Consider the following 23,957-nt stretch of genomic DNA (forward strand, 5'->3'; position numbering starts at 1 on the left):
TCTCAGTGACCGTCACCCAGGCGACCGGACAGGCGCAGGTGGCGCTCGGCCGATGCGTCGTCGAGCCCCACGATCTCGACATTCTTGCCTCTGGCCGCGTACTTGGTGGTGATGGCGTCCAGTGTCGCGACGGTCGACGCGTCCCAGACATGAGACTCGGACAGATCGATGACAATGTTCTTCGGGTCGCCGGCGTAGTCGAATTGGTAGATCAGATCGTTGCTGGATGCGAAGAACAGTTCGCCTCGAACCGCATAGACACGGGTGTCCTCGTCCGGATGCGCGACGTCGATCACTTCGGTGAGATGCGCGACGCGGCGGGCGAAGATGACCATCGCGGTGATCACTCCGATGATCACGCCGTAGGCAAGATTGTGGGTGGCGACGGTGACTACCACGGTGACCAACATGACCACTGTCTCGCCGATCGGCATGCGGCGCAGGGTCTTCGGATTGATGCTGTGCCAATCGAAAGTGCCGACCGAGACCATGATCATGACGGCCACCAATGCGGCCATGGGAATCAACGCCACCACATCGCCGAGGCCGACGACGAGTATCAGCAAGAACACGCCCGCCAGGAAAGTCGAGATTCGAGTGCGAGCGCCGGAGACCTTGACGTTGATCATGGTCTGGCCGATCATCGCGCACCCTCCCATGCCCCCGAAGAAGCCGGTGACGATGTTCGCGACGCCTTGGCCCCACCCTTCTCGGGTCTTGTTCGAGTGAGTATCCGTGACGTCGTCGACGAGCTTGGCCGTCATCAACGATTCGAGGAGTCCGACGAGCGCCATGGCCAATGCGTACGGCGCAATGATCGACAGTGTGTGCATGTCCAGGGGGACGTCGGGGAACAGTAGCGTCGGTAGGCTCGACGGAAGCTCGCCCTCGTCGCCGACGTTGGGGACATCGAACGCGAAAACGACTGTGGCGGTTGTCAGTAGCACGATTGCCACCAGTGGAGCCGGGACGGAGTTCGTCAGTTTCGGCAGGAATACGAGTATCAGAAGTGCGACTGCAAGGAGTGGGTAGACGAGCCACGGAACATCGATCAGGTGGGGGAGTTGGGCGATGAAGATCAAGATGGCGAGTGCGTTGACGAATCCCACCATGACGCTGCGCGGAATGAAGCGCATCAACTTTGCGACGCCCAGGAGGCCCAGCACGATCTGGAGAAGGCCGGCCAGAAGGACTGTCGCAATCAGGTAGTCGATTCCGTACTCGCGCGTCAGTGGAGCGACGACCAGTGCGACGGCGCCGGTAGCTGCGGAGATCATTGCGGGTCGTCCGCCGACGACGGCGATGGTCACTGCCATCGTGAACGACGCGAACAGTCCTACCCGCGGATCGACGCCGGCGATGATCGAGAACGAGATCGCCTCGGGAATCAGTGCCAACGCCACGACCAGTCCGGCCAAAACCTCCGTTTTGAGACGGTGAGGTGACCGGAGCGCGGCCCGAACCGAATTGTCGTTGGTGGATGAAGCGATGGTTACTGCCATGAGATTCCGTCCTGACGAGGTTCTCATACTCTACCCTCCTGTAAGGGTAGAGTATGACCGGAGATCTCTCTATGGTGCGAACTTCTGTCGAATTGTGTTTCCCTGCAGTGAATCTCGAATTGCGAGATTGATCGAGAGAGGAAAGGCCTGCGGCGGCGGTCAGATGTGACGACTAGCAACTCTTACCAAGTATTTACCTACTGTGTGGGTTTTGTTTATTGAAAACGGGTCAACTCGGGCGCTGGCTCCGTTACAGTTCGGCGGCAAACGTCAATCAGGTTGTTCCGAGAGGACATCATGTCAAAACGCCTACTGAATGCTGCGCTCCTTACCGGCCTCCTTGCCGGTGGAACCGCTGTGGCCGTGATTCCGGCAACCGCGGCGCCCGTTGCAGAAACCACGTCGACAACGTTCCAGGTCACGTGCCGCGCAGTTCCGAGTGCGTTCTCCGGTCCTTCGTCAGACGGAAAGCCTGCCACGGTGCGGGTTTCGGCTCCGACGGTAGTCGCGCCAGGTCAGGTCTTCGACATCGACGTGGATCCGGGTAGCGTCCAGATCCCGAACGATGTGAGCGGCGCAAGCGTCAAGAAGATCTCGCGTCTGAAGATTGATCTGCCGATTCCGACCAACGCGGAGTTCGTTTCGGCGACGGTCACCGATCCGGGCAATGTTATTGCCGGGAAACCTGCTTCGGTGATTCGTGTCAACGAAGACGGCACTCCCGCAGCGGACGGTCCGATACTCCGGTTGTCCGGCGCAAACGAAGCGATCGGCAACAGCCCGTCATCGTCGTCGGGTGCGCACGGCGGGCTGGCGATCAATGCTCAGTCCGGAGCCGAGACGGACATCGTCTTTCCGAAGATCAGAATCACCGTAAAGGCCGGGCCTTCCGGCGCAGTCGAAACCAATGTCCGGACTTCGGGTGCTGCAGGTACTTTCGGTGGGCCGGAGTCATTTTTGACCTTCCTCCCTCAGGTCAGTCACTGGCTCGCGGGAACCATCTGGGCGCCCACATCCTGCTCGCCGCGCGACGCTGAGACCGGCCCCCTCAATGCCGGTGCCGGCGCCCTGGCATCCACGAAGATCGACGGGGACCTGGGGCCCGTTGATCCTGAGCCAGGCGCGGACATCGTGACTAAGCTCGAAGGACCGGCTACCGCCGCGACCGGTACCAAGGTGTCTTTTGCTTCTCACGTCGATCCGGAAAACGCAACGGGAACAGTACAGTTCATGGTCGACGGCAAACCCGTCGGTGACCCGCGGCCGGTGGTTCGCGGTATTGCGCGCCTGGATCTCACCTTCGGTAAGGCGGGTACCAAGTCCGTGACTGCAGTATTCACCGCTACCGGAGACGAGGCGAAGTACACGTCGGCGGCACACGTACTCACGGTGACCGGTGACACCACAGGTCCGGTCGATCCCAACCCGACCGATCCGGGCACCCCGGGTGGTCTCGGCAGCCTCGAGTCCGTTCTGCCGCAGCTGCCGACGGGTTCGCTCGGTGGCAAGTGATCACGGTCCTACCTCACTGAACTTTCAATGGCCGAGTTCTTCTGAAAGGCAACACATGAACCCCCGCACTCTGGCAGTTTGCGCTGTCGTACCAGCACTCGCGGCCGGACTCCTCGCTGTGTCCGCGCCGGTGGCAGCGGCTTCCGATACCGTGACGCGGACAGTTTCCTTCGAACACAAGTGCCGGGTCGACGGCGCCACCGATTGGGATTCGTCGTTCTCCGACAACATGGAGGTAACCGCGCCCACGTCCGTGCGTCCCGGCGAACAGTTCACAGTGAAATTGCATCCAGGCACCATGCGTAGTTCGGATTCGGACACCGGTCGTATCAAGTACGACATCGCACTACCGCAAGGGGCAACCCTGGTTTCGTACTCCCTCGTCGGTGATTCGTCGTCCAACTTGACCGGCGAGACTGCGGTGCTGCTCCGGGTGGGCGCAGACGGAAACGCAAACCCGGTGGGTGAGTACCTGCGAATTACCGGTGCCGGCAACAAGACAGTCAACGACGGTCCGAGCGCCAGCGACAACAAGCCCAAGGAAGGGCTGCAAGTCAAGGCCAACACGGACTTTCGTTTGCCGGCAGTCGAATTGAAACTCGAAGCTCGGTCCGACGAGGGAAACGCGACGACGCACCTGCGCGCCGGGGCGACGAGCCCGAGTATCAAGATCAAAGACACGAGCATGAGTTTCGGTGAATCCCGGTGGGTCAATGCCGCTGGGTATTGTGTTGCTGCGGGCGAGGGACGCAACGCCCTCTCGACTACCGAGGTATTCACGACCAACCAGACCGAGACGACGGTCGCTGTCGCACTGGAGGCACTGACGGGCGAAGACGTCAAGATTGCGGCGAGTATCGACCCGAACCCGGGTGAGGGAACGGTCGAGTTCTTCGACGGCGATACGAAGATCGGCAGCGCCACAGTCGATTCCAATGGCCATGCAGAACTGGTCTGGCCGTTCCGCGACCAGGGCGAGCATCGCATCACCGCAAAGTTCCTGGGTACCAAGAAGTTCAGTTCTTCGGAATCTGCGGACAAGACCGTGACCGTCACCGTGCCTGGCGTCATCGTCGTCGAGCCGGTGGATCCGACGGAACCGGAAACTCCTGGTGGAACCGGAAGCCTCGGGGACATCTTCTCGAAGCTGCCGACGGGCTCACTCGGAGGCTGAGTCACCCAAACGGCAGGGGAGCGTCGACGTTTCGGCTCGAATGCGGGTGTGTGATCGAATACTGGAATGACAGGTTCGAATCATGCCGAGAGCCGCAACGCCGGCGTTCTCTGATCTTCTCAATGGGAGTCTCCGTCACGGAAATCGGGCCAGAACCACAAAAAGGTAGCTCACCAAAACTCGTGCCCTTTTACTACCGTTAGTTGAAGAACTGCGCGAACCGCGGGTTCTTACATCAACAAGCCTTCGAACTCGCCGCTGCGGTTCAGGTATGAACAAGGTAGGGAAAATGCGCAAGGTTAGTTTGCTCGCGTCCGCTGCAGCAGTAGCTGTCGGTGTGGCAATGATCGGGACGTCTGCGGCCTCAGCAGCGCCGGGAACGATTCCTGGTCACGGACTGTTCGACGTGCCGTGGGAGGTGTTGCCGGGAACCTACACGACGTCTGGGCCCATATCAGCTGACATGCCGTGCATATACGGCCGAGCGAAAGTCGACGGCGATGGTGAATTGAATGTACTCGAGTTCGAAAGCACCCTCGAACCGGCGACAGTCACGATTCTCTTGACGGATTCTCGCTTCACCACCGCATATTGCGCTGATTGGAAGCGAGTGTCGTCAGTCGGATCGTTGGATCTCGGATCACTTTTCGGGTCATAGACGTCTCCGCTCTGATTCCAGATGGGCCTCTGGCCGTGGCCACGGACCTCTGCTATCTCGGCTAACGCTCGCCTCGCGGATGTGCTCGTTCGTCTCGAGTTTCCGACCACTCGTCGCATGAGTCCATGACCAGGGACTTTAGCCCTCGGTAATTACCTACCAATCGGTATATTCTGCGAAGGTACGGACTTCGTGAACCGATGTGAGTTGGCTCCGGGGGACGTGCCGGCCTCGCAGGACCGCCCGCAAAGTCAGCCCGGTGAGGCCACCGGAGTTCGCGCATTTCGACAGATTGCCGCTGGGTCCGTCCGCTACGAGGGGAGCGGACGGACCAGACGGCACGAGAGAGTGCCATGCCTGAACGTGGTCAAAGCAGAGTGGACGCGGGGATCATTGCCGTCGTCGCAGTCATCACCGGTGTGTTCGTCGCACTGACCGGTCACGGTCTGGTTGCAGCGCTCGCCACCGTAGTGGGCCTCGCGCTCGGAATGGCGATTGTGCGGTATCTGATCAAGGGCCGCTGATCACCGCAAGAGTTCAGCAGGTCGCGAGAATGTCTGCGATGGTGTCGTGTTCGGCTTGGGTGACCCACAAACCGTATGCCGCTTTGACTTCCACTTGAGCAGTCACGTACTGGCAGCGGTAGGCCTTGTTGGGTGGCAGCCAGGTCGCCGCGTCGGAATCCGACTTCTTCTGGTTCGTGGGCCCGTCGACAGCGCGCAGGTTTCGAGGGTCGTTGGCCAGATTGGTTCGCGTCTGTGTATCGAGCTGTTGTGCGCCCTTCTGCCAGGCGTCCGAGAGTGCGACTACATGATCGATCTGGACTGCAGAAGACGTGTCCTGGCCGCGGGTGAACGCGATGGTCTTGTTCGTGTACGGGTCACGGAGCGTACCGGTTTGGACCGAGCAGCTTTTGGAGCCGTCCTTGAATGTCAGGTCGGTGAGGTCACGCCGCAGGATGTCGTTGCGAGTATCGCAGCCGTTGTGGCCGAATTCGACGGTGACGTCGTCGGTCCAGGCGGTACCGAACAGCGCGCGGTCGTATCCGGTCTTGGGTGCGCGTCCCTTGACGGGGATCTGTGCCAGCAGTTCAATTGCGGCGGACGAAGGAGCCGAGGCTTCGGTCACGACCGTCGTGGTGACACCGGATCCGATTCCCGAACCGAGAGAAGATGTTTCGGGCGCGTCGGCGTTGGAATTGGCGCAACCTCCCAGCACGATCACGGCAGCAATGCCGATGGTGACGCCGGTGATGCCGCGCCTGTGATGTGCCGTGCGTGCCATGTGTGAGAGTCCATTTCTGCGAGAGATGAACTACAAGTATGTCATTCACGACAATTCGGGCCTAACCGGCACTGTCTGTCAGTCTGGTCGAAGGAACCATCGAGTCACCGGGACCGAGACGAGGACCCGCGGACCGTCACGAGTTTCGTCTGCGGCATCCCAGCCGTCGTACTTCTCGCCGAAAAGTCTCAGGAGGTCGACGAATTCGCCGACATCGTGATGAATTGTCGCGAGGCCCTGTGCGACCCACGGGTCGCCAGCGGATCCGTCGACTGCCAACGAGACCCGAGGATCATCCAGCAGGTTCCGAACCTTACGATTCTGCTCAGCGCTCGGTATCCAGAATGTGTTCTGATGCAGTAAGAACCAGACCGGAGTCGTGTGCGGCGAGCCGTCGCTTCGGAGGGTGGTCAACCACACGCAAGGAGCATCCGCGATAGTCACGGTCCCAGTATCGGCGCCGGCGCGAGGTTCACCAAGCGAGTGTTCGGAACGAACAATGCCCGGCCCTCGCCGTTGGCGAGGACCGGGCATTGTCGGGAAGGAAGTGGAAGCGTCAGATCTCGATCTTGGGGGTCTGTTCGCCCAGCTTGTGGCGGGCCAGCGCCAGGTTCGCACGCGCACGGTCCAAAACGAGGTACACGAACAGCGTCGACAGTCCGGGCGTCTCGAGGACGCGAATGAGGTGGTACTGGTTGCTCAGGGTGATCAGGATGTCTTCCAGGGTGTCGGTAATCCCCAAGTTACTCATCGTGCGGAGCTTTGCTCGCACAACCTCGGAGTTGCCGGCGCCGGCGTACTCGAGGCTGAATGACGGGTTGCCGCTCATGCCGAGAACCATTCCGCTGTCGGCGTCGACGACGGCTGCACCGCTGGCACCGTCGATGCGCATCAATTCGCCGAGGATCTTGTCGATGTTGCTCATTGCTTCTCCTTGGTAGGGCCGAGTCGCGCGGGGCGACTCCAGGTGATGCTTCGGTGGTGAAGTCATCGGTACATTTCGAGGTGGAATCGTTGGTTGCGGCGTCGGGAGTGGGTCGGGCGGCAACTTTTCAGTTTGGGAGATTTGTGGGCTCGTTCCGTTCGGTGCAGATGGGCGGCCATTCGACGACTCGAATTCGTCGATGCGGTCTGCGGGTAGCCAGCCGTCTCCGGCGGGTGCGTTGAGTGGCCGTCTCGTATCCGTCTCGTAGTCCGGGGCCGGCGGCTGGAGTTGCGGATACACCGGTGCGGTCAGCGGTCGCTTGTACGGAATCGGCTGACCACCCGCGTCGGCGACGTTCGCGAACCAGGCGGCGTACCCGGGGTCGCTGCGATCGAGGTTTTGCCCGCGATCGTCGTCTTCCTCGCGGGAACCTCGTCGACGAAAAAGTCCCACTCGTTCCAGCCCCTTATAGACGAACTATTTCCGATCGGAGCGTTCCGGATGAACGCGGCAGACCGGACAATCCCACCCGTAGTTATTTTGCAGTTAAGTCACCGTAGCATGGGTTCGCGAACGGGGCATACAGTCCAATCCCGCAGTCGGGAGGGCGAGGCGCTCGGATTCGGCAGGATGCTCGGGCAATTGGCGCTGACGGGCGATGCCGGTCCGTTCGAACGCCAGTGGCCCTCTGGCATCCTTGAGGGATGAAGAAAACGATCACCGGGTTCATCGGTGCCTGCTCGCTGGTGGCGCTGGTTGCCTGCGGTTCTGACGGAGACAAGCCGACCGAGGTCGGAACACTCACTTCCTCTGCTTCGGCGACCACCACGGCGACGTCGACGACGTCATCCGAGGCTCCGGCGACGTCGTCGGAAATACCTACCGAGACCCCTTCGGTCGACTCGAGTGCTCCGGCTGAGGTCCCGTCCGACCCGAATGTGAGTTCGGCACTGCCACGGACCTACGCGCAGGCGTGCTCCGACGTTCTCCGGTACCTCGACGCCTACCAGCCGGCCATCGACGAGTCCGGAGAGGAAATGGGCATGACGCGTGAATCATTGGCAAACGACATGCTGACCTCCATCCAGGCTTATCCCGAATGGTCGAGCCTGTCTGCCGACGAGCAGGCCGAGGTCACTCGCGGATTCGCCGCAGCGACCGCGGGAAGTTGCTGACCTACTTTCAGAACAACGATTCCTGAATCGCCACGCCAGGGGACTCGAACTCGCCGACGGTGATGGTTCGACCGACCAGTCCGGACACATCCGCGACGAAGCGTGGCGATTCAGGATCGGGGTCGATCCGCAGCGAGGCGATCGAACCGGCAAGGCCCTCCAGATACAAGGAATGTTCCCCGGACTCGAAAGTGTGCGGATACGCGATCAACGGTGCCGCATCGAAGACCACGTCAGCGCACGCCGGCGCCGTCCATTCTTCGGGAGCCTCCAGGATCTCGATTCCGTCGATGTCCGATCCGATGTCATTCAGCTCGTCTTTGATCGACGATACGAAGTGGTGCAACGACTTTCGTAGTTTCTCTCGATCCAAGGGACCTGTCAACGCTTCGATCTTCCGAGACGTACGTATTGCCTGGCTCAAGTGGAAGTGCTCCGAAACTCGGGCTTCGAGGGCGCGAATGCTGTAACCGTCCGTCGACCGCGCTACGAACAATGCGCAGACTGCCCCTTGTTCGGCGACTCGCGGATGCTTGCGGAACTCGGAAGCCGTCCCCACCTTCATCTGGCCGCCGGCGAATACGTCGACGTAGAGCCATTGTGGTTGTGCGAGGTAGGTACGCACATTCGGATGAATGTGCGCGCCGCTGACGTGTGCCTGATGAACCGTGGTGAACCCCTCACGATTTCGGCATCGGTCGCATTGGCGTCCTGCGGTGACCGTCGCCCCGCGGTCGCACGGCGAGTGCCCTGGACCTTCAGCGGTGAGATCTCGCCAGCCGAGGCAGCGGCGGCCCTTCGTCTCGTCGACGGAGAACCGCAGCACCGAGTCGTGAGTGAAGAAGGTCGTAGCGGAAGTGGTGTCGTCGACGCATCGGATCCGCGGTGCTGTCGGGTTCGACCAATCGATTCCGCGAACGAGCAGGGTCATGATGAAGTGTCGATTCCTTCTGTAGTTCGCAGGTCGACACCTATGGTAGTCACTGCACATGCGGGTCAGTGCAGTGGTTGTGCCCCACGTTGTTCGAGCATCAGCGTCATCAGCCCGGATTCCTGACTCTGGGAATTGATCATGTCGCGGGCGGACTGTTTCACCGGCCCGCTCTCGAGCAGGGCATCGGCGGCCTGCGCCATGGCGATCCCGCCACGGTGGTGGCGTTCCATCAGTTGAAGGAAATGGACCTCGGCGTCGAGCCCGCGAGCGCTGCTCAGTTTCTCGAGTTCTTCGGTCGTAGCCATACCCGGCATGGAGTCGGTCTCGGTGTCCAGCGTTGCCGGGTGATGACGAGAGTCGCCCGCGCCGCTCGGCGACGCCTCCATCCACGCCATCGGCGTTCTACTGTTCGGCGGGACACCGGCCAACCTCAGCCAACCGAGCATGACACCGATTTCCGTTCGTTGAACATCGTCGATCTGCTGGGCCAGTCTCGTCACCGCCGGGTCCACATCGGGACTCAGACGCGCGAGAATGAAGAGGGCCTGTTGATGGTGGGCCGCCATGTCGTGCACGAATCCGATTTCGGTTTCGCTCAGAACAGCTCTCTGCGTGTGGTTCTCGGGTGCGAACAGCGGACGTAGTGCTGCGCCGAGTACGAGCAGCATCAGTGCCGCGGCCACGAGTGCGACGGCTTTGACCGATCGCGGCGCCGTCATGATCCCACGGTCGTCTTCTGGTCAGCGGGTGGTGTGTAGACACCGTTTTCGAGTTGCATGGCAACAAAGCCGTTGTCGGCGCACGTCGCCCACAACGTGGTCCCTCGCCATTCGGGTGGGGAGAAACACCAATCGGTCGAGATGTCGCCGAGAGCGACCATGCCCGACCGCGAACTCAGTGCTTGGCCGGGGTCGAACTGGCCCTGCGCGATCGACTGCGCGATTGCCGGGGTGCTGAGAACGGGTACCCCGATGAGCGACGCGAGAGCGTGTGGCGAGTTGGCGAGTTCGAGATTGCCGCCGGTCCGAGCAGGTGGGTTGAAGTACGCAATTTCGTGGACGTCGAAGGGATCTCGAACATCGAAGACCCGAATCCCGCTCGAGATCCATCCACATGCCAGCGCCGTCGGGTCGACCGGGCGATCTGCCGAACAGTAGTGAGATTCGTACGCGAACAGCGATCCGCCGGCAGCAGACGCCAGCGCAGCGTCTTGATTCTCCGGCAGATTGATTTCGAGCTTCACCGAATTGACGACCGACGGTTCGTCGTCATCGGAGACGTCGATCAATTTGACTCCGCCGGAACCACCTTCGTCGACGGTGAACAGGTACGGCGAACCGTCGTAGGTGACCGGAATGCTGTGTTGGGTGGCCCAACCGTCGGTCCACGAGAGCTGGGACAGTTGGCGCACCCGAGGATTCGGGACCCGGCGCTGAACCTCACTGATGTCGAGGACATGTATTCCGCCGAGATTGTTCGACAAGTACATGCGATTTCCGTCGGGACTGATTCCGAAGCCGTGCGTCGACAACCCGATGAGGTCCTGCCAGACGACGCGCGGGTCGGCGGGATCGGTGAGATCGACGGCGCTCACCACGCCGGGAGCGGTGCCGGAAGACCAGTAGGTGTTCCCGTCCGGTGAAAATCCTCCCTCGTGATTGGTGATGGGCAGCAGCATCCCCAGATCGGTTCCTGGTCCGGGGTTGAGCAGTTTCGGGTGCGCGCAATCGGAGATGTCGTAGACCGACATCAGGCCGACGCCGGTCAAGAGCGGAACGCCCGTGCCCACCAGCAGCTTTCGCGCGGTGTTGACCTTGAGGCTCTCCCACGTTCCGGCCAGCATCGCGGGTTCGGTCAGCGTGGCGGTGAGAGCGGGATTGGCAGGATCCGACACGTCGAGAACTTGGACGCCCTGGGCGGGGCCCAGGAGGTTCCCGGGGAAGAAACTGCCGACGTACGAGCAGTGTTCGAAGTTGGTGGACGTGATCCCGCCGCCGCGACCCGAGTAGCCGCCGATCTGAGACATGTTGCAGCTGTAGCCGTCTCGGCTGCGTCCGCTGTTTCGGTCCTCGGCCGGAACATCACCCTGCAACCCGGTCTCGGGCATCGATCCCGGGCCGCATTCGGCGCGGCTTGCGGCGGTGGAAGCGACACCCGGGTTCTCGTGGATCGAGCCCGGGGCAGTGGCGGGCTCAGCCGACGCGACGCACACGGGAAGGACGGTGATCAAGGCGACGAGTGCGATGGCAGATCTGGTTCTGATGGTCGTGAACGATTTCATCGAGTCCAACTCCCGGTGCGGGATTGCCTTTCGTATCTCACGGGCAGACGTATCTCACGGACAGGCAGCACGGAGGGCAGGCGCGTGTTCGAGCGCTCACGACGATCGGGTCGGGGTGTGAACCGGTGTCGGGCCGCAACCAACCGGACAATGCTGTCCGGTTGGTATCGTAGTGTGCGTGACATCGTCTGGCCGCGTCAATAGCGGATCTCTCAACAGAGGGCCGAGAGATGCGGCGCGCAATCGTGCGGCACTCGTCTCAGCAGCTCGTGAGGTGTTCGCAACTCAGGGTTTTGCTGCTCCGCTCAGCCTGATCGCCCGCACGGCCGGCGTCGGTCAGGGCAGCCTCTACCGGCACTTTCCCACTCGCGAAAGCCTCGCACTCGCGGTGTTCGACGAGAACATCGTCGAGCTGCAAGATATGGCTGCCGATCCGGATTCGACTCTCGACGATCTTTTTCGATTGTTGGTAGACCAGATCACCACCTCCATCGTGTTCGTGGAGGTCATCAAGCCCGTCTCCTTCGGCGACTCACGACTGAATTCGGCAGGCACCCGTCTGACCGATCTCCTCGAAGGACGGCTCGAGGAGGCGCGTCGAGCTGGGAAGATACGCGAGTCCGTGACTGCTGAGGACGTGATCCTGGCGATCGCCATGTTCGCCGCGATCATGGAACGGACTGCCGAGAGCTCGCGAAAAGAAGTCGCGCAGTCGGCCTGGAACCTACTTGTGCAGGGACTGGCCGGGCCGGCAGCGGCGGGCTGAGTCGCGTTCGCCTCGCGTCTCGAGGTGATCGCCTAGGCTCGTGGCATGGCTATTGTCTGGACAGTTCCTCGCGCTATCGGCTCCACCTTGCTCGTTGCTCCGTTGATCAAGGAGTTCCTTGTCGAGGGTGACGGCACCCTCGATGCAAAACTGACTGCGGTCGGTACGGTCTCTGCATCTCTCGAGAAGCAAGTCGGCCGCACGTTCACCTCGATCAGCGCTGCTTCGGCGGCAATCTTTTCCGGTGCTGCCGGTTCCACCAGCGTGCCAGACGCACTACGTCTGGCCGTGATGCGCACTCTGTCCACCGAGGTCGTCGTCAGGAAGCCGGCTCCGCAGCCGTTCTCCGAGAAGGTCGGTAAGAGACTGGGGCAGTACGTCTTTGCTTTGCGTGACCCGCGTAACGACCAGGTGTTCCATGTCGGGCACGGCACGGGAAATCAAGTATTCGCGCCGGTATTCGAAGCGCTCGGTGAACTCGCGAACCTCGAAGGAGCGGACGCTCCGGCCGAGTCGAATGCTGCTGTGACGGCAGCCAAGATCGCTCGGATCCGCGAGATCTACGACGCAGGTTCGGCGGTGGAGCACTTCGTACTCCTCCGCTCGGTCTCTGCCGCCGCGGATTCGGCCGCCACTACCGACGAGGTCGTCCGCGGCATCGTGGAAGCCTTGCGGATCACCGACGCGGGAGAGGGTCTGACCAATCTCGCAGGCGATACCTCGGACAAGGACGCCCGAGCGACCCGCGTCGAGGAACTCGCATTGCGCTACTCGGCTGATCCCGCGCCGGAACTCCCGACGCCGAGCATCGTCCTCCACGTACCGGCCTCCGCCCGTCCGGGAGCAACGCCGGAAGAGATCTACGAACTCGCGCGCGCCGAGTGGTCTGCCGGTGCGGCCGTTCGTGCCGAGATCGGAATCCCCGTTCTGGTGTTTGCCGACAGCATCATTCGTGGTGCCTTCCGTGCTCAGTCGTGGGAGGTGTCCACGCGCAACGCCGACGGAAGCCAACTGTGGCGGTTCAACGGAACCGTCGACGACGAGCTTGCTGCCAAGTACGTCGGAACCGAGGTCACCCCGCACAACGTCGGCCTGAAGAAGTGGCCCGTCAGTGGTTGGGTCACGAGGTTGACTACCGCCCGTCCAGGTGCGGTCATGCCGGGACCTCGTAAGTCCAAGTAACGCAACAACTTCAGGTAGAAGGAATTGTGGGGGCGGGATCCGTTCGGATCCAGCCCCCACAATATCGTTGCCCGGGGTTGTCAGCCGAGCAATCCGCTTCCCAGATAGTCGTTCTCGGTGCATCCCGGCGGAATGAGATACACCGCAGAACCGATCGGCGTCGTCCACTCGTTGAGTGCGTCGAAGTCACTCAATCGCTGTTGGACCGGTAGATATTGCTCGGCGATGTCCCGTTGGAATGCTGCGAAGATCAATCCCGAATTCGAGGTCTGCCCGCTCTCGGGTGCGTCGTCGTAGTTGTATGCCCGACGGAAGAACTGCTCCTTCTCATGCGTCTGGTGGGCTCGCGCGATGTGCGATCCTGGCGGGATCACCGGAATGCCGAACTTGTCCGTGAGTGTGAAATCCGCTTCGTCGAATTCGTTGGTTCCGTTGAGCGGAGCGCCATTGGACAACGTGCGCCCCATCGTGAGTTCGCGCCCCGAACGGTCGAGTTCGTCCCAGGTATCCATTTCCATGCGAATGCGTCGCAGTACCAACGAGGTTCCGCCCGCCAGCCACGACTGACCCGCGCCGTCGTGCCAGATCAGTGAATCGAAATCCACTGTTCCCGGAGCAGGATTGACGGTCCCGTCCACTTGGCCCATGAGATTGCGCATCGTGGTTCCCTCAGGCGTGGTGCCGCGAGCGTTGCGGAATCCCTTTTGCGTCCACCGGATGGTCGTCAGTGATCGGACGTTCTTGGTCAGAACTCTCACAGCATGAGCAATGGTCACCGGATCGTCGCCACAAATCTGCAACAACAGGTCCGATCCGCCCCATCGATCGTCAAGTCGGTCGATCGCGTAGCTCGGCAACGGCTCGAACCAGTCCGGTTGACGTGCTTGCAATCCCAGCTTGGTGAACAGGCCAGGGCCGTAGCCGACGGTCACTGTCAAGCGTGCCGGATCCACAGCCAGTTCCCGTTCGGTGTCCGCCAACGCCGGGTTGCCCGCGGTGAGCCGTGACGCATCCTCGGACCACATCTTCATGATTCCGACGACGACTGCTCGATCGGTTCCAGGCAAGAGGTCGAACCCGATGAAGGTGCCGTGCGCTTGCGGCGTGGTGTCGATGCCGGCTTGGTGGACTCCGTAGAACGGTTCCATCAACTTGCCTGCTTGCTGCTCGTGTTCGCTGCGCTCGACCACTGTGGTTGCGCCCCAGGTTATTCCCGCGACGCCGAGCGCGGCGGCGCCTCCTCCGAGAAGGCGCCGCCGACTGACTGCTCGGCTGGGCGGGTTCGTGTTCTCAGCCACCGTGATTCGGGTCGTAGTTCTCCTGATTACCGGAGAAGTCGCGAATCTGGGCTGTGAACGTGCTGCTGGAACCGTCGTCGTAGATCAAGGTGAGGTCGGTTTCTGCGCCCGGGAGCAGCGGCGCGGACAGGTCCATGAACATGAGGTGGTCACCGCCCGGGGTGAGGGAGGCGGACCCGTTGGCAGGGACCAGGAAACCGCCGTCCTTGGGACGCATCGTCATCGTTCCGCCGTCGCCGGTCACGACTTCGTGCAGCTCGAGTCGAGACGACGCGGGGCTGGTGGCCGAGACCACGCGTACGTCCTTGTCACTGGAGTTGACGAGTTCGGCGAACGCCGCGCTCATTCCTTCCGGCGCGGCCTTGACCCATTGATCCTGAACTGTGATGGATTGTGCAGCTTCGGTTTCCTTGTCGGAGTTGGAAGAACAGCCGGTCAGGGCGAGAGCTGCGGACAGTGCAACAGCTGCGAATATCTTTGTGCGAACAGTCATGTGTGTCTCCGTAATTCGTGAAGTGTCAGGTGGTGGCACGGCGTTTGAACGCCGCAAGGCACAGGTCGATCAGCAGGAATGCGAGAAGGCTGATGCCGAGTAGCGGAACGAACCAACCGACCAACGCCGTGATCGCGACGAGCGCAACGAGGCCGACCGGGGAGAGGTTGCGGATTCCGCCGCGGGCAGGAACCCGGCCGGCTGCCCAGTCGGAGCCACGAGTGGGGCGTCGGCGCCACCACATGATGTAGCCCCGAATGACCACGCTGACCAGTGCGAGTGCCAGTGCGGCGAGTGCGATCTGGTTGGCAAGACCGAACAGCAGGCCCATGTGGAGTTGGATTCCCCAGGCCGAAAGTTTGGCTGCGAGTGGCCAATCCGAGAACCACAACTCGTCGGTGACCTTTTGCGTCGCTCCGTCGATTGCGATGGTGTTGTTGCTGTACACCCAGGGCTGACGTGTCTGGGCGACGGTGAACGCCGTCTCGGCGTTCGCGGGTATCGATACTTCGACGGGACCGGTGATCCCGTTGTACCTGGCGATACCGAGGACGGTGTCGACGCGTCCGACGTTGGTGTCCGTCAGCGTGCCGGTGGCGGCGGGGGCCATGTCGTGACCCTCGTGCCCGCCTGTCGCCGGAGGGGGAGCGTCGCCGAGAGTTTTCACAACTGAGGGCGTCGTCCAACTCAACGCGGTTCTCAGATTGCTGACGTTCTCTCCGGCGTAGGTCGACCACGTGAGGCCGGTCGCCGAGAGGAAGACCAATGCAACTGCTATCCAGATGCCGACGACACCGTGCCAGTTCAGGGTCCGGCTTCGTCCGGTGGATGCTCGGTCGATCGTGAGCAGTCGAGCGTTCCGGGCGGTGCGGTATCGACGGAACCAGAGGTAGACACCGCCGAGTGCGACCACCCACATCCACGACGCGGCCAATTCGCTGTAGAGGCGGCCGGGTTCGCCCAGATGAAGGTGGCGATGCAGTTGGGAGAGCCAGGTTCGCAGTGGCAGCGAACCACTGCTTCCGTAGACCGCCAACTCGCCGACCGGCTGTGCGAGTACCGGATCGACGAAGACGGCGAGCCTCTCCGATTCGCCCAGTGACGGATCGGTGAACAGGACTCGGGTGGTTTCGCCGGCAGCAGGGGACGGACGTACTGCCGAGACGGTCAAGTCGGGGCGGTACTGCTGAGCGGAACGGATCTGGTCGTTCAGTGACGCGATCTGTCCGGTGGTGTCGGTCTGGAGGTAGTCGCTGTAAACGAACTTCTCGATGGTGGGTGCCATCGCGTAGAGGCCACCGCTCAAAGCGGCGATGAGGATGAACGGTCCGATCAGGACGCCGGCGTAGAAGTGCAGACGCAGGATCAGTGGTCTGGCCCCGCCAACCTGCTTCTTCGGGGGAGAACTGTCGTTGGACGCGCGCGTTTGTGCGCGCTCCAATTCGGGTGCGGACATGCGTGTACTCGATCCCGCTGTGCGCCTTTGTTAACCGCGGGCGGTTAAGAAAGGCGCACAGCAAAGTGGCGCACGTAATCACGTGCGTGAAAGGAAAGGGGAGGTGAGTTACACGAATGCCGGTGGGCCGCGAGTGCCCAGGCCAGAGGTGAGAAGTTGACGCAGAACAACTTTGGCGCGGTATCGAGTACGTGCAGCGAACGGTGACGGTTCAGCTGCCCACGGGCGCAATAGAACGGCGACGATTGCCGCTACCGTCGATGCGGCCACGACGTATCCGCGTTCTGCGCCGCGGATCAGCACTGCGCACACTCCGACGGCAGCGATGTGTGCTGCGAGCATCGGAAGGGACAGGAGCAGGCCGTGTTGATGATCCGAAGCGATGGTCAACGTCGCGTGACCGATGGCCTGACCCGCAGCGAGCATGAGGGCGAGCAAGAGCGCGGGGGAGCGACGGGTGTCGATGGACGTGACCACCGCGCCGACGCTCGCGCAGGCGAGGATCAGCAACACGACAGCGCTTTCGGACGGGGCCATGCCGCCGCCACCGAGCGCGTGGGCTGCGACGGAAACCGCGCCGGAGGTGCCGCCCACGAAAGCACCGCGCAGCTGCGCGACATCTTTCGGACCCGGCGTCATACGCGAAAGGATACAGGCGCCTACTACCGGGCTTAGTAGGTGATCGGTCGGGATCGTTTCGGTGGCCGACCGACGAACGCATTAGGTGGGGGATTTGTCCGATTCGCCAAACTTTGCCGAGGACCGGGTGAAACAAACGTGACGGTCATTTTCCGGTGCCAGACTTGGCTCTGGTCGCCGGCAACGGGTCGGCGGCAGGGCAAACACATAGGAGAGTTTCATGAGGCGTCGATTCTTTGCGATATTCGCCCTGATGGGTGCGTTCGGTCTCTTCCTGTCTTCGGTGGCCTCGGCGGACCCGGTCACACGCTCCGTGTCGGGCACCCTTGTCAACTCGTGTAGCGATACTGGCGATCCGGTCGGGATATGGATGGTCGTATGGGATGGCTCGACGCAGATATCCTCGGCCACTGTCGGGGTGGGTGGCGGATACACGATCACGAACGTTCCTCCGGGCAATTACACGGTCAGTCCATACTCGCCGGCTGGATGCGGATCCGTACCCGACAGGACGGCGGTAGATCTGACGACGTCCGACGCGACCGGGATCGACTTCGAGTTGGTGAAGGTGTTCAGCATCGTCGGAACTGTCACTGGGTGTCCGGGTGCTGACGGGGTCGGCGCGTCTGACGTGACGTTGAATCTCCTCGATGCCGGCACGCAAATCGCGACGACAACGACGGATGATTCCGGTGACTACTTCTTTCAGTACAAGCCGGCCAAGGACGGCTATTCCGTAGAAGTGGTTCCCGGCAGCGGATGCGGTGCCGATCCAGCAGTAATTCCGGTGAATCTGAGCACGAATGACGTCACCGGTGTCGACTTCGCGCTCACTGCCGACGGCTGCGATACGGGCAGTTCGTTCGGAAGTGTGGATCTGTCGACGATTTTTGGAAGTCTCGGTAGTTCGGAATTCTGCAGCAGCTGAACACTTGTCCATGAAGGGAGGGTGATCGCCGAGGCGATCGCCCTCCCTTTTCTCGTTTGTTACCAAGGGATTTGCCCTGACATTGCGGAAGGCTGTTTCTAGCGGCAGATGAAGATATCTGTGCCGCATATCGTTACGACGTTCGTATTTGCTGAGATCGGCACAAGCTTGGGGACCAAAGTCATCGAAGTGCGGGTGTAACGGTCTGTTGTGCCACGACGGTATTGAGCAGAGAACGGCAAGCCCGCCAGAGTGATAGCGTCCGAGAGGCTATGTCCGAAATGATTCCGAACTTGACCTAGGAAAACGGTGCGCAGCGATAACAACGGTTCGAATAACGGAGTCCTGGGGAACAACTCCGGAACGACTCAGGGCGACGGCCATTTCGACGCGTCCGACGACGGCTATGCAACGTCGATTCGAACCGTCACCTTCACACCACAATTCGACGAGCCTGCAGCAAAACCGTTGCCCAGTCAGCGGATGCGCCAGCAACGTCGTGAAGAGCCGACCGATTTCCGGACCTCGACGCCCAGGCCTATGACCTCCGTCGACGACCTGGACATCATCAAGCGGGCGAAGCGTCCACCCGAACGCGGTTTGGGCAGTGTGTTGTTCAAACTCACCGGGGGCCGGATCAACACCGGGCAGTCGGCTGCTGAACTCGAACACCAGGCTCTCGTGCGCCGTGCCAACCGAACGGTGCGCGGCGTGTACAAGATTGCTTTCATCTCACTCAAGGGTGGAGTGGGGAAAACCACGGCGGCCAAAACTGTCGGTTCGACGTTCGCATCGATCCGTGGGGATCGAATCGTAGCCATCGACGCCAATCCCGACCTGGGGACCCTGGCTGATCGCGAACGACGTGAACATCACCTGACCGTTCGTGATCTGTTGGCCGACGGTGACATTCGTACGTACAGCGATGTTCGCTACTACACCTCGCAAGGCGACAGCCGACTCGAAATCCTTGCGAGTGAGGCAGATCCGGAAACTTCGGAGTCGTTCAACGAGCAGGACTACCTCGATACTCTCCGAATTCTCGAGGTGCATTACAACATCGTCATCACCGACTGTGGCACCGGAATCATGCACTCGGCCATGTACGGAATTCTCGACGAAGCAGATGCTTTGGTTGTCGTCAGCCCGACGGCTCAGGATGGTGCCCGTAGTGCTGCAGCAACGCTCAGTTGGCTGACCAAGCACGGATACGCAGATCTGGTGAGCAGGTCGGTCGTGGCGATCAATTCGACGCGGCCGGGTTCGTCTTCGCTCGACCTCGATCAACTCGAGGACGTTTTCGCTCAGCGTGGAGTGCGAGCGGTCAAGACGTTGCCCTACGACGATCACCTGGGCGAAGGCGGTCCGATCGACTTGAAGTTGTTGAACAAGCGCACGGCACGGGCATATCTGGAACTCGTCGCAGCAATTGCCGATGGTTTCCCGGACTCGGTGGGCAAGCACGCTTCTCGATAGAACGTGCTCGCCACCGAATCTGATCAGCAGGCTCCGGCGTTCAAGGGTGTCGAAGTATCGCGCCGTATCCGTCGGCGAGAACGAGGCGTTCGTCGATCTGTACCAACTCGGTGCCGGTCCCGATTGCGATGTAGGGGAGTACGCGATCGGCGGGCCCGATCAACTCTCCACTGGTGACTTCCTTGTCGTCAGGATCGGTGAGCAGCAGCGTCTCGACCTTGCCCTGTTCGAGGGCGTCGAGGACGCGTGCGGTCCCGTCGATGGAGAGGCCGGAGTCCCGGCCCTGCTCGGCGACGTAGCGTTCGGTTTCCACATCCATTCTGCGCAGTCGCTGCGTGTCGATCAGTTCACGAATCGACTTGGACACCTCGGCGGGTGTCGAACCGACTGAACGCGAACCCTTTTCGACGTCCACCACCCGTAGCGTCGACGGCAAAAGCTGTGCAAAAGCTTTGCGGGATTGTACTTCTCCGATGACAACTACCAGCGCGACCTTGTGTTCACGGGCGAGCGCCGCCGCGCGCTCCACAGCCTGAGTCAGGTTCTTCCGGATATTCTCCTCCACGAGGCTTTGGCTGTCGGTGTATCGCTCCTGACCGCCCACGTGTGCCTTGTGGACCGGGAAGCCGTCTCCGTCTACCGTTTCGCCGTACACGTCACGCCCGCGAGCATCGCGCACGCACAGGTCCGCGCCAGTGTGGTCGACCTTGGCGATGAGGAACGGTTCGGTGTCGTATCCGTGTGCGATCAGTGGAATCAGGTAGGGCAGTTCGCCCAAGGTCGCGATAGTGGAGCCGGCAGGTTCGAGCAGAATATCGTCGATCAGCACTGCCTCGGAAGTGGCGACGATCGCGCGCCCGGCGCGACCTGAGATGCCGTGATGGTTGTCCTTCACCTCGTCCAGTCGTGCGATCAGCGATTCCGATGCTCCCTGTTTCGTGAGTTGATTGCGCATCGAGCGCCATTCGAGTTCGAAGCGCTCGCGCGCATCTTCCCGGTTACGGACGTCTTCGAAGTACACGGAGGCAAACGGGCCGTCACTCGAACCGACCTTCTTCAGTCGCCCAGCATGCATGTCGGCTCCCTTCTGTAGTGGTCCTATGCCGCGTACCCGACAACCGGTGATTCGACACGACCGCTTTCAGTTCGCACGTTTGTTCGACTGCTGGTACTGTCTGTGAACGTGAGGGTGGTGCAGAGGGAAGCCTGCATCACCTTCACGCCAAGAGCCCGGGACCTGCCGCCGACTGCCTTCGGTGGCAGGTCCCGATTCTGCTTACTCGGCGTCGTCAGTGCCCTTCGACCTGTCGGAACTCTTGCGCCAGTGGGTGAATCGTTCCTTGATGTCCGACGCTACATCGCCGACGCCATTCCCCACGGCGCCCACCGCACCGCCCAATCCGCTACCGATGTCGCGCACCATGCGGATCAAAGGGTCCTCCGACTCGTCGAAGTTCTGCTTGTAGGTCTTGGCTGCATTCTTGAACTCGTCGCTGATCTTCGCTCCGTCGTCATCGCCGCGACGGGGGTAGTTTCCGCGCAGAATCGCGGCGTAGTCTCCGCTGTCCACCCACTTCTTGAGCTCGGCGGCGCGAAGCACCGAGAACGGGTGAGAGAGCAGTTCGATGTTGAGGAGCTTGAGTACACCGTCGCGGAGGTCGCCGCTGGCGTCGTACTCGGCGGCCTGGGCAAGAAACGCGTCGATGTCGATTTCACTGACTCGGGATCCGCCCGCCAATTTCATCTGGACGCGAATCGCGGTGTGTACGTCCTGCCCGCACAACAGTCCGGCACGATCACCGGACAGTTCTGACTTGCGCTGCCATTCCATGAGGGCGGCGATGATCGCGCGCAATGCCCACCCGCCGACGGGCAGCCATCCGATGGTTCCGGCCAGTCGCATCAAATGCATCAGGATGGTCCGATACACAGCATGACCGGACAGCGCGTGGCCAAGTTCGTGGCCGATGATGAACCGCTGTTCCTCGTAGTTCATCACGTCCAATAGGCCGGTAGTGACCACCATGAACGGCTTGTCCATGCCGATGGTGAAGGCGTTGACCATCGGGGTCTGGAGTACGAACAGCTCGGGTGTCTCGTCGGCCTGCAGGATGTCGACGCAGTCACGGCGCAGGTCGTTCAGGTCGCTGAACTGGCGTTCGTCGACTCGCACCGACGTGGCGAGGTACATGAGGCGGTGCTGACGTTCTTGGAGCAGTCCGGACAGCGTCCGCAGGACAGTGTCGAACCCCCGAAGCGTCCGGAGCGTCACCAATGCAGCCCGATCGGCTGGGTGTTCCCACGCACGCGAGCTGATGTCCGGGAACTCGATTCGGGTGCGATCTGGTGCAGTGGTCATGGTGGCCCCTCACTTCGATGTGTGTCGACTCACCTCCAGGGTAACGACTAGTCGGTTTAGCGTGGATTTCCGGCAGCTCACTCGGTGGGCTGGGGGAGCGTGCAATCGGTGACTTTGGGGTTGACGCCGAAGTAGTTCAGCGGACCCGCGATGACCGTGAGCGCGATGGTCCCGACGCCGGCGCAGTTGGTCGGCGAACTGCTGTAGTAGCCGCGTTGGCCGGCCGCGACGGCCCCGACTATCAGCCAGATCAGAACGATCAGAGTCACAATTCTCATCATGGCGGGCTCGATTCTTCAAATATTATGGTGCCCACCGAAATACCCGGTCAGAGTGGGTATGAAACGCTCTGCCGACGGGTATCCGCGGTGTATGCGGCTCGAGGCGGGCGTATCCGCCCGAGTGAACGCACTGAAGGAGCTTGTGATGATCATCCTCGGCGTGATCCTGCTGATAATCGGTTTCGTGGTGAACATTCCGATCCTGTGGACGATTGGTGTCGTCTTGCTGGTGATCGGAATCATCCTGTACGCGCTTGGCGCGGCCGGGCACGCCATCGGTGGTCGGCGGCATTACTACTGATCCGTTGTCGGCTCGTCGTGCGTATCCGTGCCAGTCGGCGCGGTCGGTACGGTGCGCTGAACGGCACGCGCAATCAGTTCCCGAAGGCAGACCTGGCGCAGCGTTCGCTGTTGCCAGTCGCTGCCGTTGCCTGTGACTGACTTGAGCTGCAGCGCCGGCTCCACGCTCGAGTACTCGCCTCCCTCGTCGAGGGAGTCACGGACATGGATCAGGAGCCGGTGCAACAGTTCCGTGGCTGAAATTCTTTGTGAGGTAATCGGATCGATCGACGCTCCCAGGACGCCTTCCTTCGCGGACACCCAGGTTGCGAGGCGGAGGCTCTCGAGGGAAATGTTCGGAGCCTCGATGCCCCGGTCTATCGCGCGTAACGCAGTTGCCACCAGAGCCCGTCCAAGGGTTGCAAGTAGCGCTGCATCCTCTGCTGTCGGCTGAACGTCGCAGACTCGGATCTCGACGGTCGGTAGGTGGCAGGAAGGTCGGATATCCCAGTAGGCCATCCGCTTGTCGAGCATCACGCCGCAATCCACCATCTTCGCAACCGCGGTGTCGAAGTCCCCGGTGGTCTCGAAGTACGGCGGCGGCCCGGCGACTGGCCACCTGGACCATTGGATCGCCCGCCAACTCGCGAAGTCGGTGTCGACTCCTTGGTGGACACGGGAATTGGCGCTCAGTGCCAACAAGGCGGGCAACCAGATGCGCACGTGATTGCAGACCTGCACGGCCTGTACTTGATCAGCGACGCCCACATGTATGTGGCAACCGCAGATGCTTTGTTCGGCAGCGAGGGCGCCGAAGCGTTCGCCCATCCGGCGGTAACGAGGCGAGTCGCTGATCTCGAAACGCGAAGGCCCCGAAAGCGATGCGCCGACGGCCAACAGCCTGCAGCCGTTCAACTCGGCAGCTTTTGCCGCGAGCCGACGCATGTCGGTCAAGTGGGTTCGGAGTTCGTCGATGCCATGGCACACGGGAGAGTTGGTCTCGACTTGGCAGCGGGACAACTCGAGCTGAAGATTCAATCCCAGTGTCGACGCGGTTTCCGCAACCGCAGCATTGTCGGTGGACGGCAACCAGGAGGTCGGGTCGACGAGGATGAATTCTTCTTCGACGCCGACGGTCGGGGTCGTCGATTCGTGGCGGCCAGCGGTGGATTCGGTCGAGCAGGTGGCGCCCATGCTCGCGTCTACCCGGTCGGTCGAAGGCGGAAACCGACCCGAGGAAGCCCCGTTCTCGTCGGGAGAACGGGGCCTGTGGTCGGCCTTGCCAACATCTCGGAAGCGTCAACGAGTCCTTGCACACCGTATGAATCTGGGGACTGGCGTGCCTGGGAAAACGT

Annotated in this window: 24 protein-coding genes and 1 pseudogene; 10 read left to right on the forward strand and 15 right to left on the reverse strand. The window is 61.5% G+C overall.

Features of this window, described 5'->3' with window-relative positions; genetic code table 11:
• Nucleotides 1-2: 2 nt before the first annotated feature.
• Nucleotides 3-1,502: a SulP family inorganic anion transporter gene (locus AOT96_RS16065; RefSeq protein ID WP_228401945.1), complete on the reverse strand. Its 1,500-nt coding sequence runs from the start codon at nucleotides 1,500-1,502 to the stop codon at nucleotides 3-5.
• A 297-nt stretch (nucleotides 1,503-1,799) separates the two neighbouring features.
• On the opposite strand from AOT96_RS16065, the gene AOT96_RS16070 reads away from it, so the two are divergent.
• From AOT96_RS16070 to AOT96_RS35735, 4 genes are all read left to right on the forward strand, one after another.
• Nucleotides 1,800-3,014, forward strand: a complete 1,215-nt coding sequence (locus AOT96_RS16070; RefSeq protein WP_064443192.1) for an Ig-like domain-containing protein — start codon at nucleotides 1,800-1,802, stop codon at nucleotides 3,012-3,014.
• A 55-nt stretch (nucleotides 3,015-3,069) separates the two neighbouring features.
• Nucleotides 3,070-4,188 (forward strand): Ig-like domain-containing protein, encoded by a 1,119-nt coding sequence (locus AOT96_RS16075; protein WP_065352007.1) that lies wholly within the window; start codon nucleotides 3,070-3,072, stop codon nucleotides 4,186-4,188.
• A gap of 289 nt (nucleotides 4,189-4,477) precedes the next feature.
• On the forward strand, nucleotides 4,478-4,846 hold the full coding sequence (locus tag AOT96_RS16080) for a hypothetical protein (protein ID WP_228232477.1): 369 nt from the start codon (nucleotides 4,478-4,480) through the stop codon (nucleotides 4,844-4,846).
• 353 nt (nucleotides 4,847-5,199) lie between these two features.
• A complete protein-coding gene (locus AOT96_RS35735; RefSeq protein WP_007734610.1) occupies nucleotides 5,200-5,370 on the forward strand; it encodes a hypothetical protein in 171 nt (56 codons plus the stop codon).
• 16 nt (nucleotides 5,371-5,386) lie between these two features.
• Here AOT96_RS35735 and AOT96_RS16085 read toward each other — a convergent pair.
• The 3 genes and pseudogenes from AOT96_RS16085 to AOT96_RS36445 all read right to left on the reverse strand — a co-directional run.
• Nucleotides 5,387-6,130: pseudogene (locus AOT96_RS16085) on the reverse strand (HNH endonuclease family protein); the annotation flags it as partial.
• Nucleotides 6,131-6,208: 78 nt separating this feature from the next.
• The gene (locus tag AOT96_RS16090) at nucleotides 6,209-6,574 is read right to left on the reverse strand and encodes a pyridoxamine 5'-phosphate oxidase family protein (protein ID WP_047269305.1); all 366 of its coding nucleotides are present in this window, start codon (nucleotides 6,572-6,574) and stop codon (nucleotides 6,209-6,211) included.
• 112 nt (nucleotides 6,575-6,686) lie between these two features.
• The gene (locus tag AOT96_RS36445; protein WP_007734612.1) at nucleotides 6,687-7,508 is read right to left on the reverse strand and encodes a roadblock/LC7 domain-containing protein; all 822 of its coding nucleotides are present in this window, start codon (nucleotides 7,506-7,508) and stop codon (nucleotides 6,687-6,689) included.
• Nucleotides 7,509-7,759: 251 nt separating this feature from the next.
• Between AOT96_RS36445 and AOT96_RS16100 the strand changes: the two genes are divergently transcribed.
• Nucleotides 7,760-8,230 (forward strand): hypothetical protein, encoded by a 471-nt coding sequence (locus AOT96_RS16100; protein ID WP_003945723.1) that lies wholly within the window; start codon nucleotides 7,760-7,762, stop codon nucleotides 8,228-8,230.
• 7 nt (nucleotides 8,231-8,237) lie between these two features.
• Here the strand turns inward: AOT96_RS16100 and AOT96_RS16105 are convergent, their stop codons facing one another.
• From AOT96_RS16105 to AOT96_RS16115, 3 genes are all read right to left on the reverse strand, one after another.
• Nucleotides 8,238-9,161, reverse strand: a complete 924-nt coding sequence (locus tag AOT96_RS16105; protein ID WP_003945794.1) for a DUF2797 domain-containing protein — start codon at nucleotides 9,159-9,161, stop codon at nucleotides 8,238-8,240.
• Nucleotides 9,162-9,226: 65 nt separating this feature from the next.
• Nucleotides 9,227-9,883, reverse strand: a complete 657-nt coding sequence (locus AOT96_RS16110; protein ID WP_054831545.1) for a DUF305 domain-containing protein — start codon at nucleotides 9,881-9,883, stop codon at nucleotides 9,227-9,229.
• Nucleotides 9,880-11,445 carry an LVIVD repeat-containing protein gene (locus tag AOT96_RS16115; protein WP_042452515.1) on the reverse strand — a complete coding sequence of 522 codons (1,566 nt, stop codon included), beginning with the start codon at nucleotides 11,443-11,445 and terminating at the stop codon, nucleotides 9,880-9,882. The genes AOT96_RS16110 and AOT96_RS16115 overlap by 4 nt, the downstream gene beginning before the upstream one ends.
• Nucleotides 11,446-11,623: 178 nt before the next feature.
• On the opposite strand from AOT96_RS16115, the gene AOT96_RS16120 reads away from it, so the two are divergent.
• A complete protein-coding gene (locus tag AOT96_RS16120; RefSeq protein WP_228401948.1) occupies nucleotides 11,624-12,211 on the forward strand; it encodes a TetR/AcrR family transcriptional regulator in 588 nt (195 codons plus the stop codon).
• Nucleotides 12,212-12,256: 45 nt separating this feature from the next.
• Nucleotides 12,257-13,393, forward strand: coding sequence for a GIY-YIG nuclease family protein (locus AOT96_RS16125; protein WP_054827317.1), 1,137 nt, complete (start codon nucleotides 12,257-12,259; stop codon nucleotides 13,391-13,393).
• An 80-nt stretch (nucleotides 13,394-13,473) separates the two neighbouring features.
• Here AOT96_RS16125 and AOT96_RS16130 read toward each other — a convergent pair whose 3' ends face one another.
• The 4 genes from AOT96_RS16130 to AOT96_RS16145 form a co-directional block, all read right to left on the reverse strand.
• Nucleotides 13,474-14,691, reverse strand: a complete 1,218-nt coding sequence (locus AOT96_RS16130; protein ID WP_064443195.1) for a Dyp-type peroxidase — start codon at nucleotides 14,689-14,691, stop codon at nucleotides 13,474-13,476.
• The gene (locus AOT96_RS16135) at nucleotides 14,684-15,184 is read right to left on the reverse strand and encodes a copper chaperone PCu(A)C (protein ID WP_064443196.1); all 501 of its coding nucleotides are present in this window, start codon (nucleotides 15,182-15,184) and stop codon (nucleotides 14,684-14,686) included. Before AOT96_RS16135 ends, AOT96_RS16130 begins: the two co-directional genes overlap by 8 nt.
• Before the next feature lie 25 nt (nucleotides 15,185-15,209).
• On the reverse strand, nucleotides 15,210-16,640 hold the full coding sequence (locus AOT96_RS16140) for a PepSY-associated TM helix domain-containing protein (RefSeq protein ID WP_065352008.1): 1,431 nt from the start codon (nucleotides 16,638-16,640) through the stop codon (nucleotides 15,210-15,212).
• 108 nt (nucleotides 16,641-16,748) lie between these two features.
• Nucleotides 16,749-17,279, reverse strand: a complete 531-nt coding sequence (locus AOT96_RS16145) for a hypothetical protein (protein WP_007734626.1) — start codon at nucleotides 17,277-17,279, stop codon at nucleotides 16,749-16,751.
• Between the two features lie 220 nt (nucleotides 17,280-17,499).
• Between AOT96_RS16145 and AOT96_RS16150 the strand changes: the two genes are divergently transcribed.
• Together AOT96_RS16150 and AOT96_RS16155 are read left to right on the forward strand one after the other, a co-directional pair.
• Complete coding sequence (locus AOT96_RS16150; RefSeq protein ID WP_064112938.1) at nucleotides 17,500-18,207, forward strand: hypothetical protein; 708 nt, start codon at nucleotides 17,500-17,502, stop codon at nucleotides 18,205-18,207.
• Between the two features lie 309 nt (nucleotides 18,208-18,516).
• A complete protein-coding gene (locus AOT96_RS16155) occupies nucleotides 18,517-19,683 on the forward strand; it encodes a MinD/ParA family ATP-binding protein (protein WP_003945525.1) in 1,167 nt (388 codons plus the stop codon).
• A 40-nt stretch (nucleotides 19,684-19,723) separates the two neighbouring features.
• On the opposite strand, the gene AOT96_RS16160 is transcribed toward AOT96_RS16155, so the two are convergent.
• From AOT96_RS16160 to AOT96_RS16170, 3 genes are all read right to left on the reverse strand, one after another.
• Nucleotides 19,724-20,758: a baeRF2 domain-containing protein gene (locus AOT96_RS16160; protein WP_007734628.1), complete on the reverse strand. Its 1,035-nt coding sequence runs from the start codon at nucleotides 20,756-20,758 to the stop codon at nucleotides 19,724-19,726.
• 201 nt (nucleotides 20,759-20,959) lie between these two features.
• Nucleotides 20,960-22,042, reverse strand: coding sequence for a M48 family metallopeptidase (locus AOT96_RS16165; RefSeq protein WP_042452503.1), 1,083 nt, complete (start codon nucleotides 22,040-22,042; stop codon nucleotides 20,960-20,962).
• Between the two features lie 77 nt (nucleotides 22,043-22,119).
• Nucleotides 22,120-22,323 (reverse strand): hypothetical protein, encoded by a 204-nt coding sequence (locus AOT96_RS16170; protein ID WP_003945456.1) that lies wholly within the window; start codon nucleotides 22,321-22,323, stop codon nucleotides 22,120-22,122.
• Nucleotides 22,324-22,468: 145 nt separating this feature from the next.
• On the opposite strand from AOT96_RS16170, the gene AOT96_RS35745 reads away from it, so the two are divergent.
• Nucleotides 22,469-22,624 carry a DUF6131 family protein gene (locus tag AOT96_RS35745; protein ID WP_003945912.1) on the forward strand — a complete coding sequence of 52 codons (156 nt, stop codon included), beginning with the start codon at nucleotides 22,469-22,471 and terminating at the stop codon, nucleotides 22,622-22,624.
• On the opposite strand, the gene AOT96_RS16180 is transcribed toward AOT96_RS35745, so the two are convergent.
• Complete coding sequence (locus tag AOT96_RS16180) at nucleotides 22,618-23,796, reverse strand: carboxylate-amine ligase (protein ID WP_065352010.1); 1,179 nt, start codon at nucleotides 23,794-23,796, stop codon at nucleotides 22,618-22,620. The genes AOT96_RS35745 and AOT96_RS16180 overlap by 7 nt on opposite strands.
• Nucleotides 23,797-23,957 lie beyond the last annotated feature (161 nt).

Origin of the sequence: Rhodococcus sp. 008, from assembly GCF_001682295.1 — a bacterium.
Classification (GTDB): Bacteria; Actinomycetota; Actinomycetes; order Mycobacteriales; family Mycobacteriaceae; genus Rhodococcus_F; species Rhodococcus_F qingshengii.

Coding starts and splice junctions, on each gene's coding strand:
- AOT96_RS16080 (WP_228232477.1), top strand. CDS start 4,478: ATGCGCAAGGTTAGTTTGCTCGCGTCCGCTGCAGCAGTAGCTGTCGGT.
- AOT96_RS16125 (WP_054827317.1), top strand. CDS start 12,257: ATGGCTATTGTCTGGACAGTTCCTCGCGCTATCGGCTCCACCTTGCTC.
- AOT96_RS16115 (WP_042452515.1), bottom strand. CDS start 11,445: ATGAAATCGTTCACGACCATCAGAACCAGATCTGCCATCGCACTCGTC.
- AOT96_RS16165 (WP_042452503.1), bottom strand. CDS start 22,042: ATGACCACTGCACCAGATCGCACCCGAATCGAGTTCCCGGACATCAGC.
- AOT96_RS16180 (WP_065352010.1), bottom strand. CDS start 23,796: ATGGGCGCCACCTGCTCGACCGAATCCACCGCTGGCCGCCACGAATCG.
- AOT96_RS16110 (WP_054831545.1), bottom strand. CDS start 9,883: ATGACGGCGCCGCGATCGGTCAAAGCCGTCGCACTCGTGGCCGCGGCA.
- AOT96_RS16075 (WP_065352007.1), top strand. CDS start 3,070: ATGAACCCCCGCACTCTGGCAGTTTGCGCTGTCGTACCAGCACTCGCG.
- AOT96_RS16065 (WP_228401945.1), bottom strand. CDS start 1,502: ATGGCAGTAACCATCGCTTCATCCACCAACGACAATTCGGTTCGGGCC.
- AOT96_RS16140 (WP_065352008.1), bottom strand. CDS start 16,640: ATGTCCGCACCCGAATTGGAGCGCGCACAAACGCGCGCGTCCAACGAC.
- AOT96_RS16170 (WP_003945456.1), bottom strand. CDS start 22,323: ATGATGAGAATTGTGACTCTGATCGTTCTGATCTGGCTGATAGTCGGG.
- AOT96_RS16150 (WP_064112938.1), top strand. CDS start 17,500: ATGAGGCGTCGATTCTTTGCGATATTCGCCCTGATGGGTGCGTTCGGT.
- AOT96_RS16160 (WP_007734628.1), bottom strand. CDS start 20,758: ATGCATGCTGGGCGACTGAAGAAGGTCGGTTCGAGTGACGGCCCGTTT.
- AOT96_RS16135 (WP_064443196.1), bottom strand. CDS start 15,184: ATGACTGTTCGCACAAAGATATTCGCAGCTGTTGCACTGTCCGCAGCT.
- AOT96_RS35735 (WP_007734610.1), top strand. CDS start 5,200: ATGCCTGAACGTGGTCAAAGCAGAGTGGACGCGGGGATCATTGCCGTC.
- AOT96_RS16070 (WP_064443192.1), top strand. CDS start 1,800: ATGTCAAAACGCCTACTGAATGCTGCGCTCCTTACCGGCCTCCTTGCC.
- AOT96_RS16105 (WP_003945794.1), bottom strand. CDS start 9,161: ATGACCCTGCTCGTTCGCGGAATCGATTGGTCGAACCCGACAGCACCG.
- AOT96_RS16100 (WP_003945723.1), top strand. CDS start 7,760: ATGAAGAAAACGATCACCGGGTTCATCGGTGCCTGCTCGCTGGTGGCG.
- AOT96_RS16145 (WP_007734626.1), bottom strand. CDS start 17,279: ATGACGCCGGGTCCGAAAGATGTCGCGCAGCTGCGCGGTGCTTTCGTG.
- AOT96_RS35745 (WP_003945912.1), top strand. CDS start 22,469: ATGATCATCCTCGGCGTGATCCTGCTGATAATCGGTTTCGTGGTGAAC.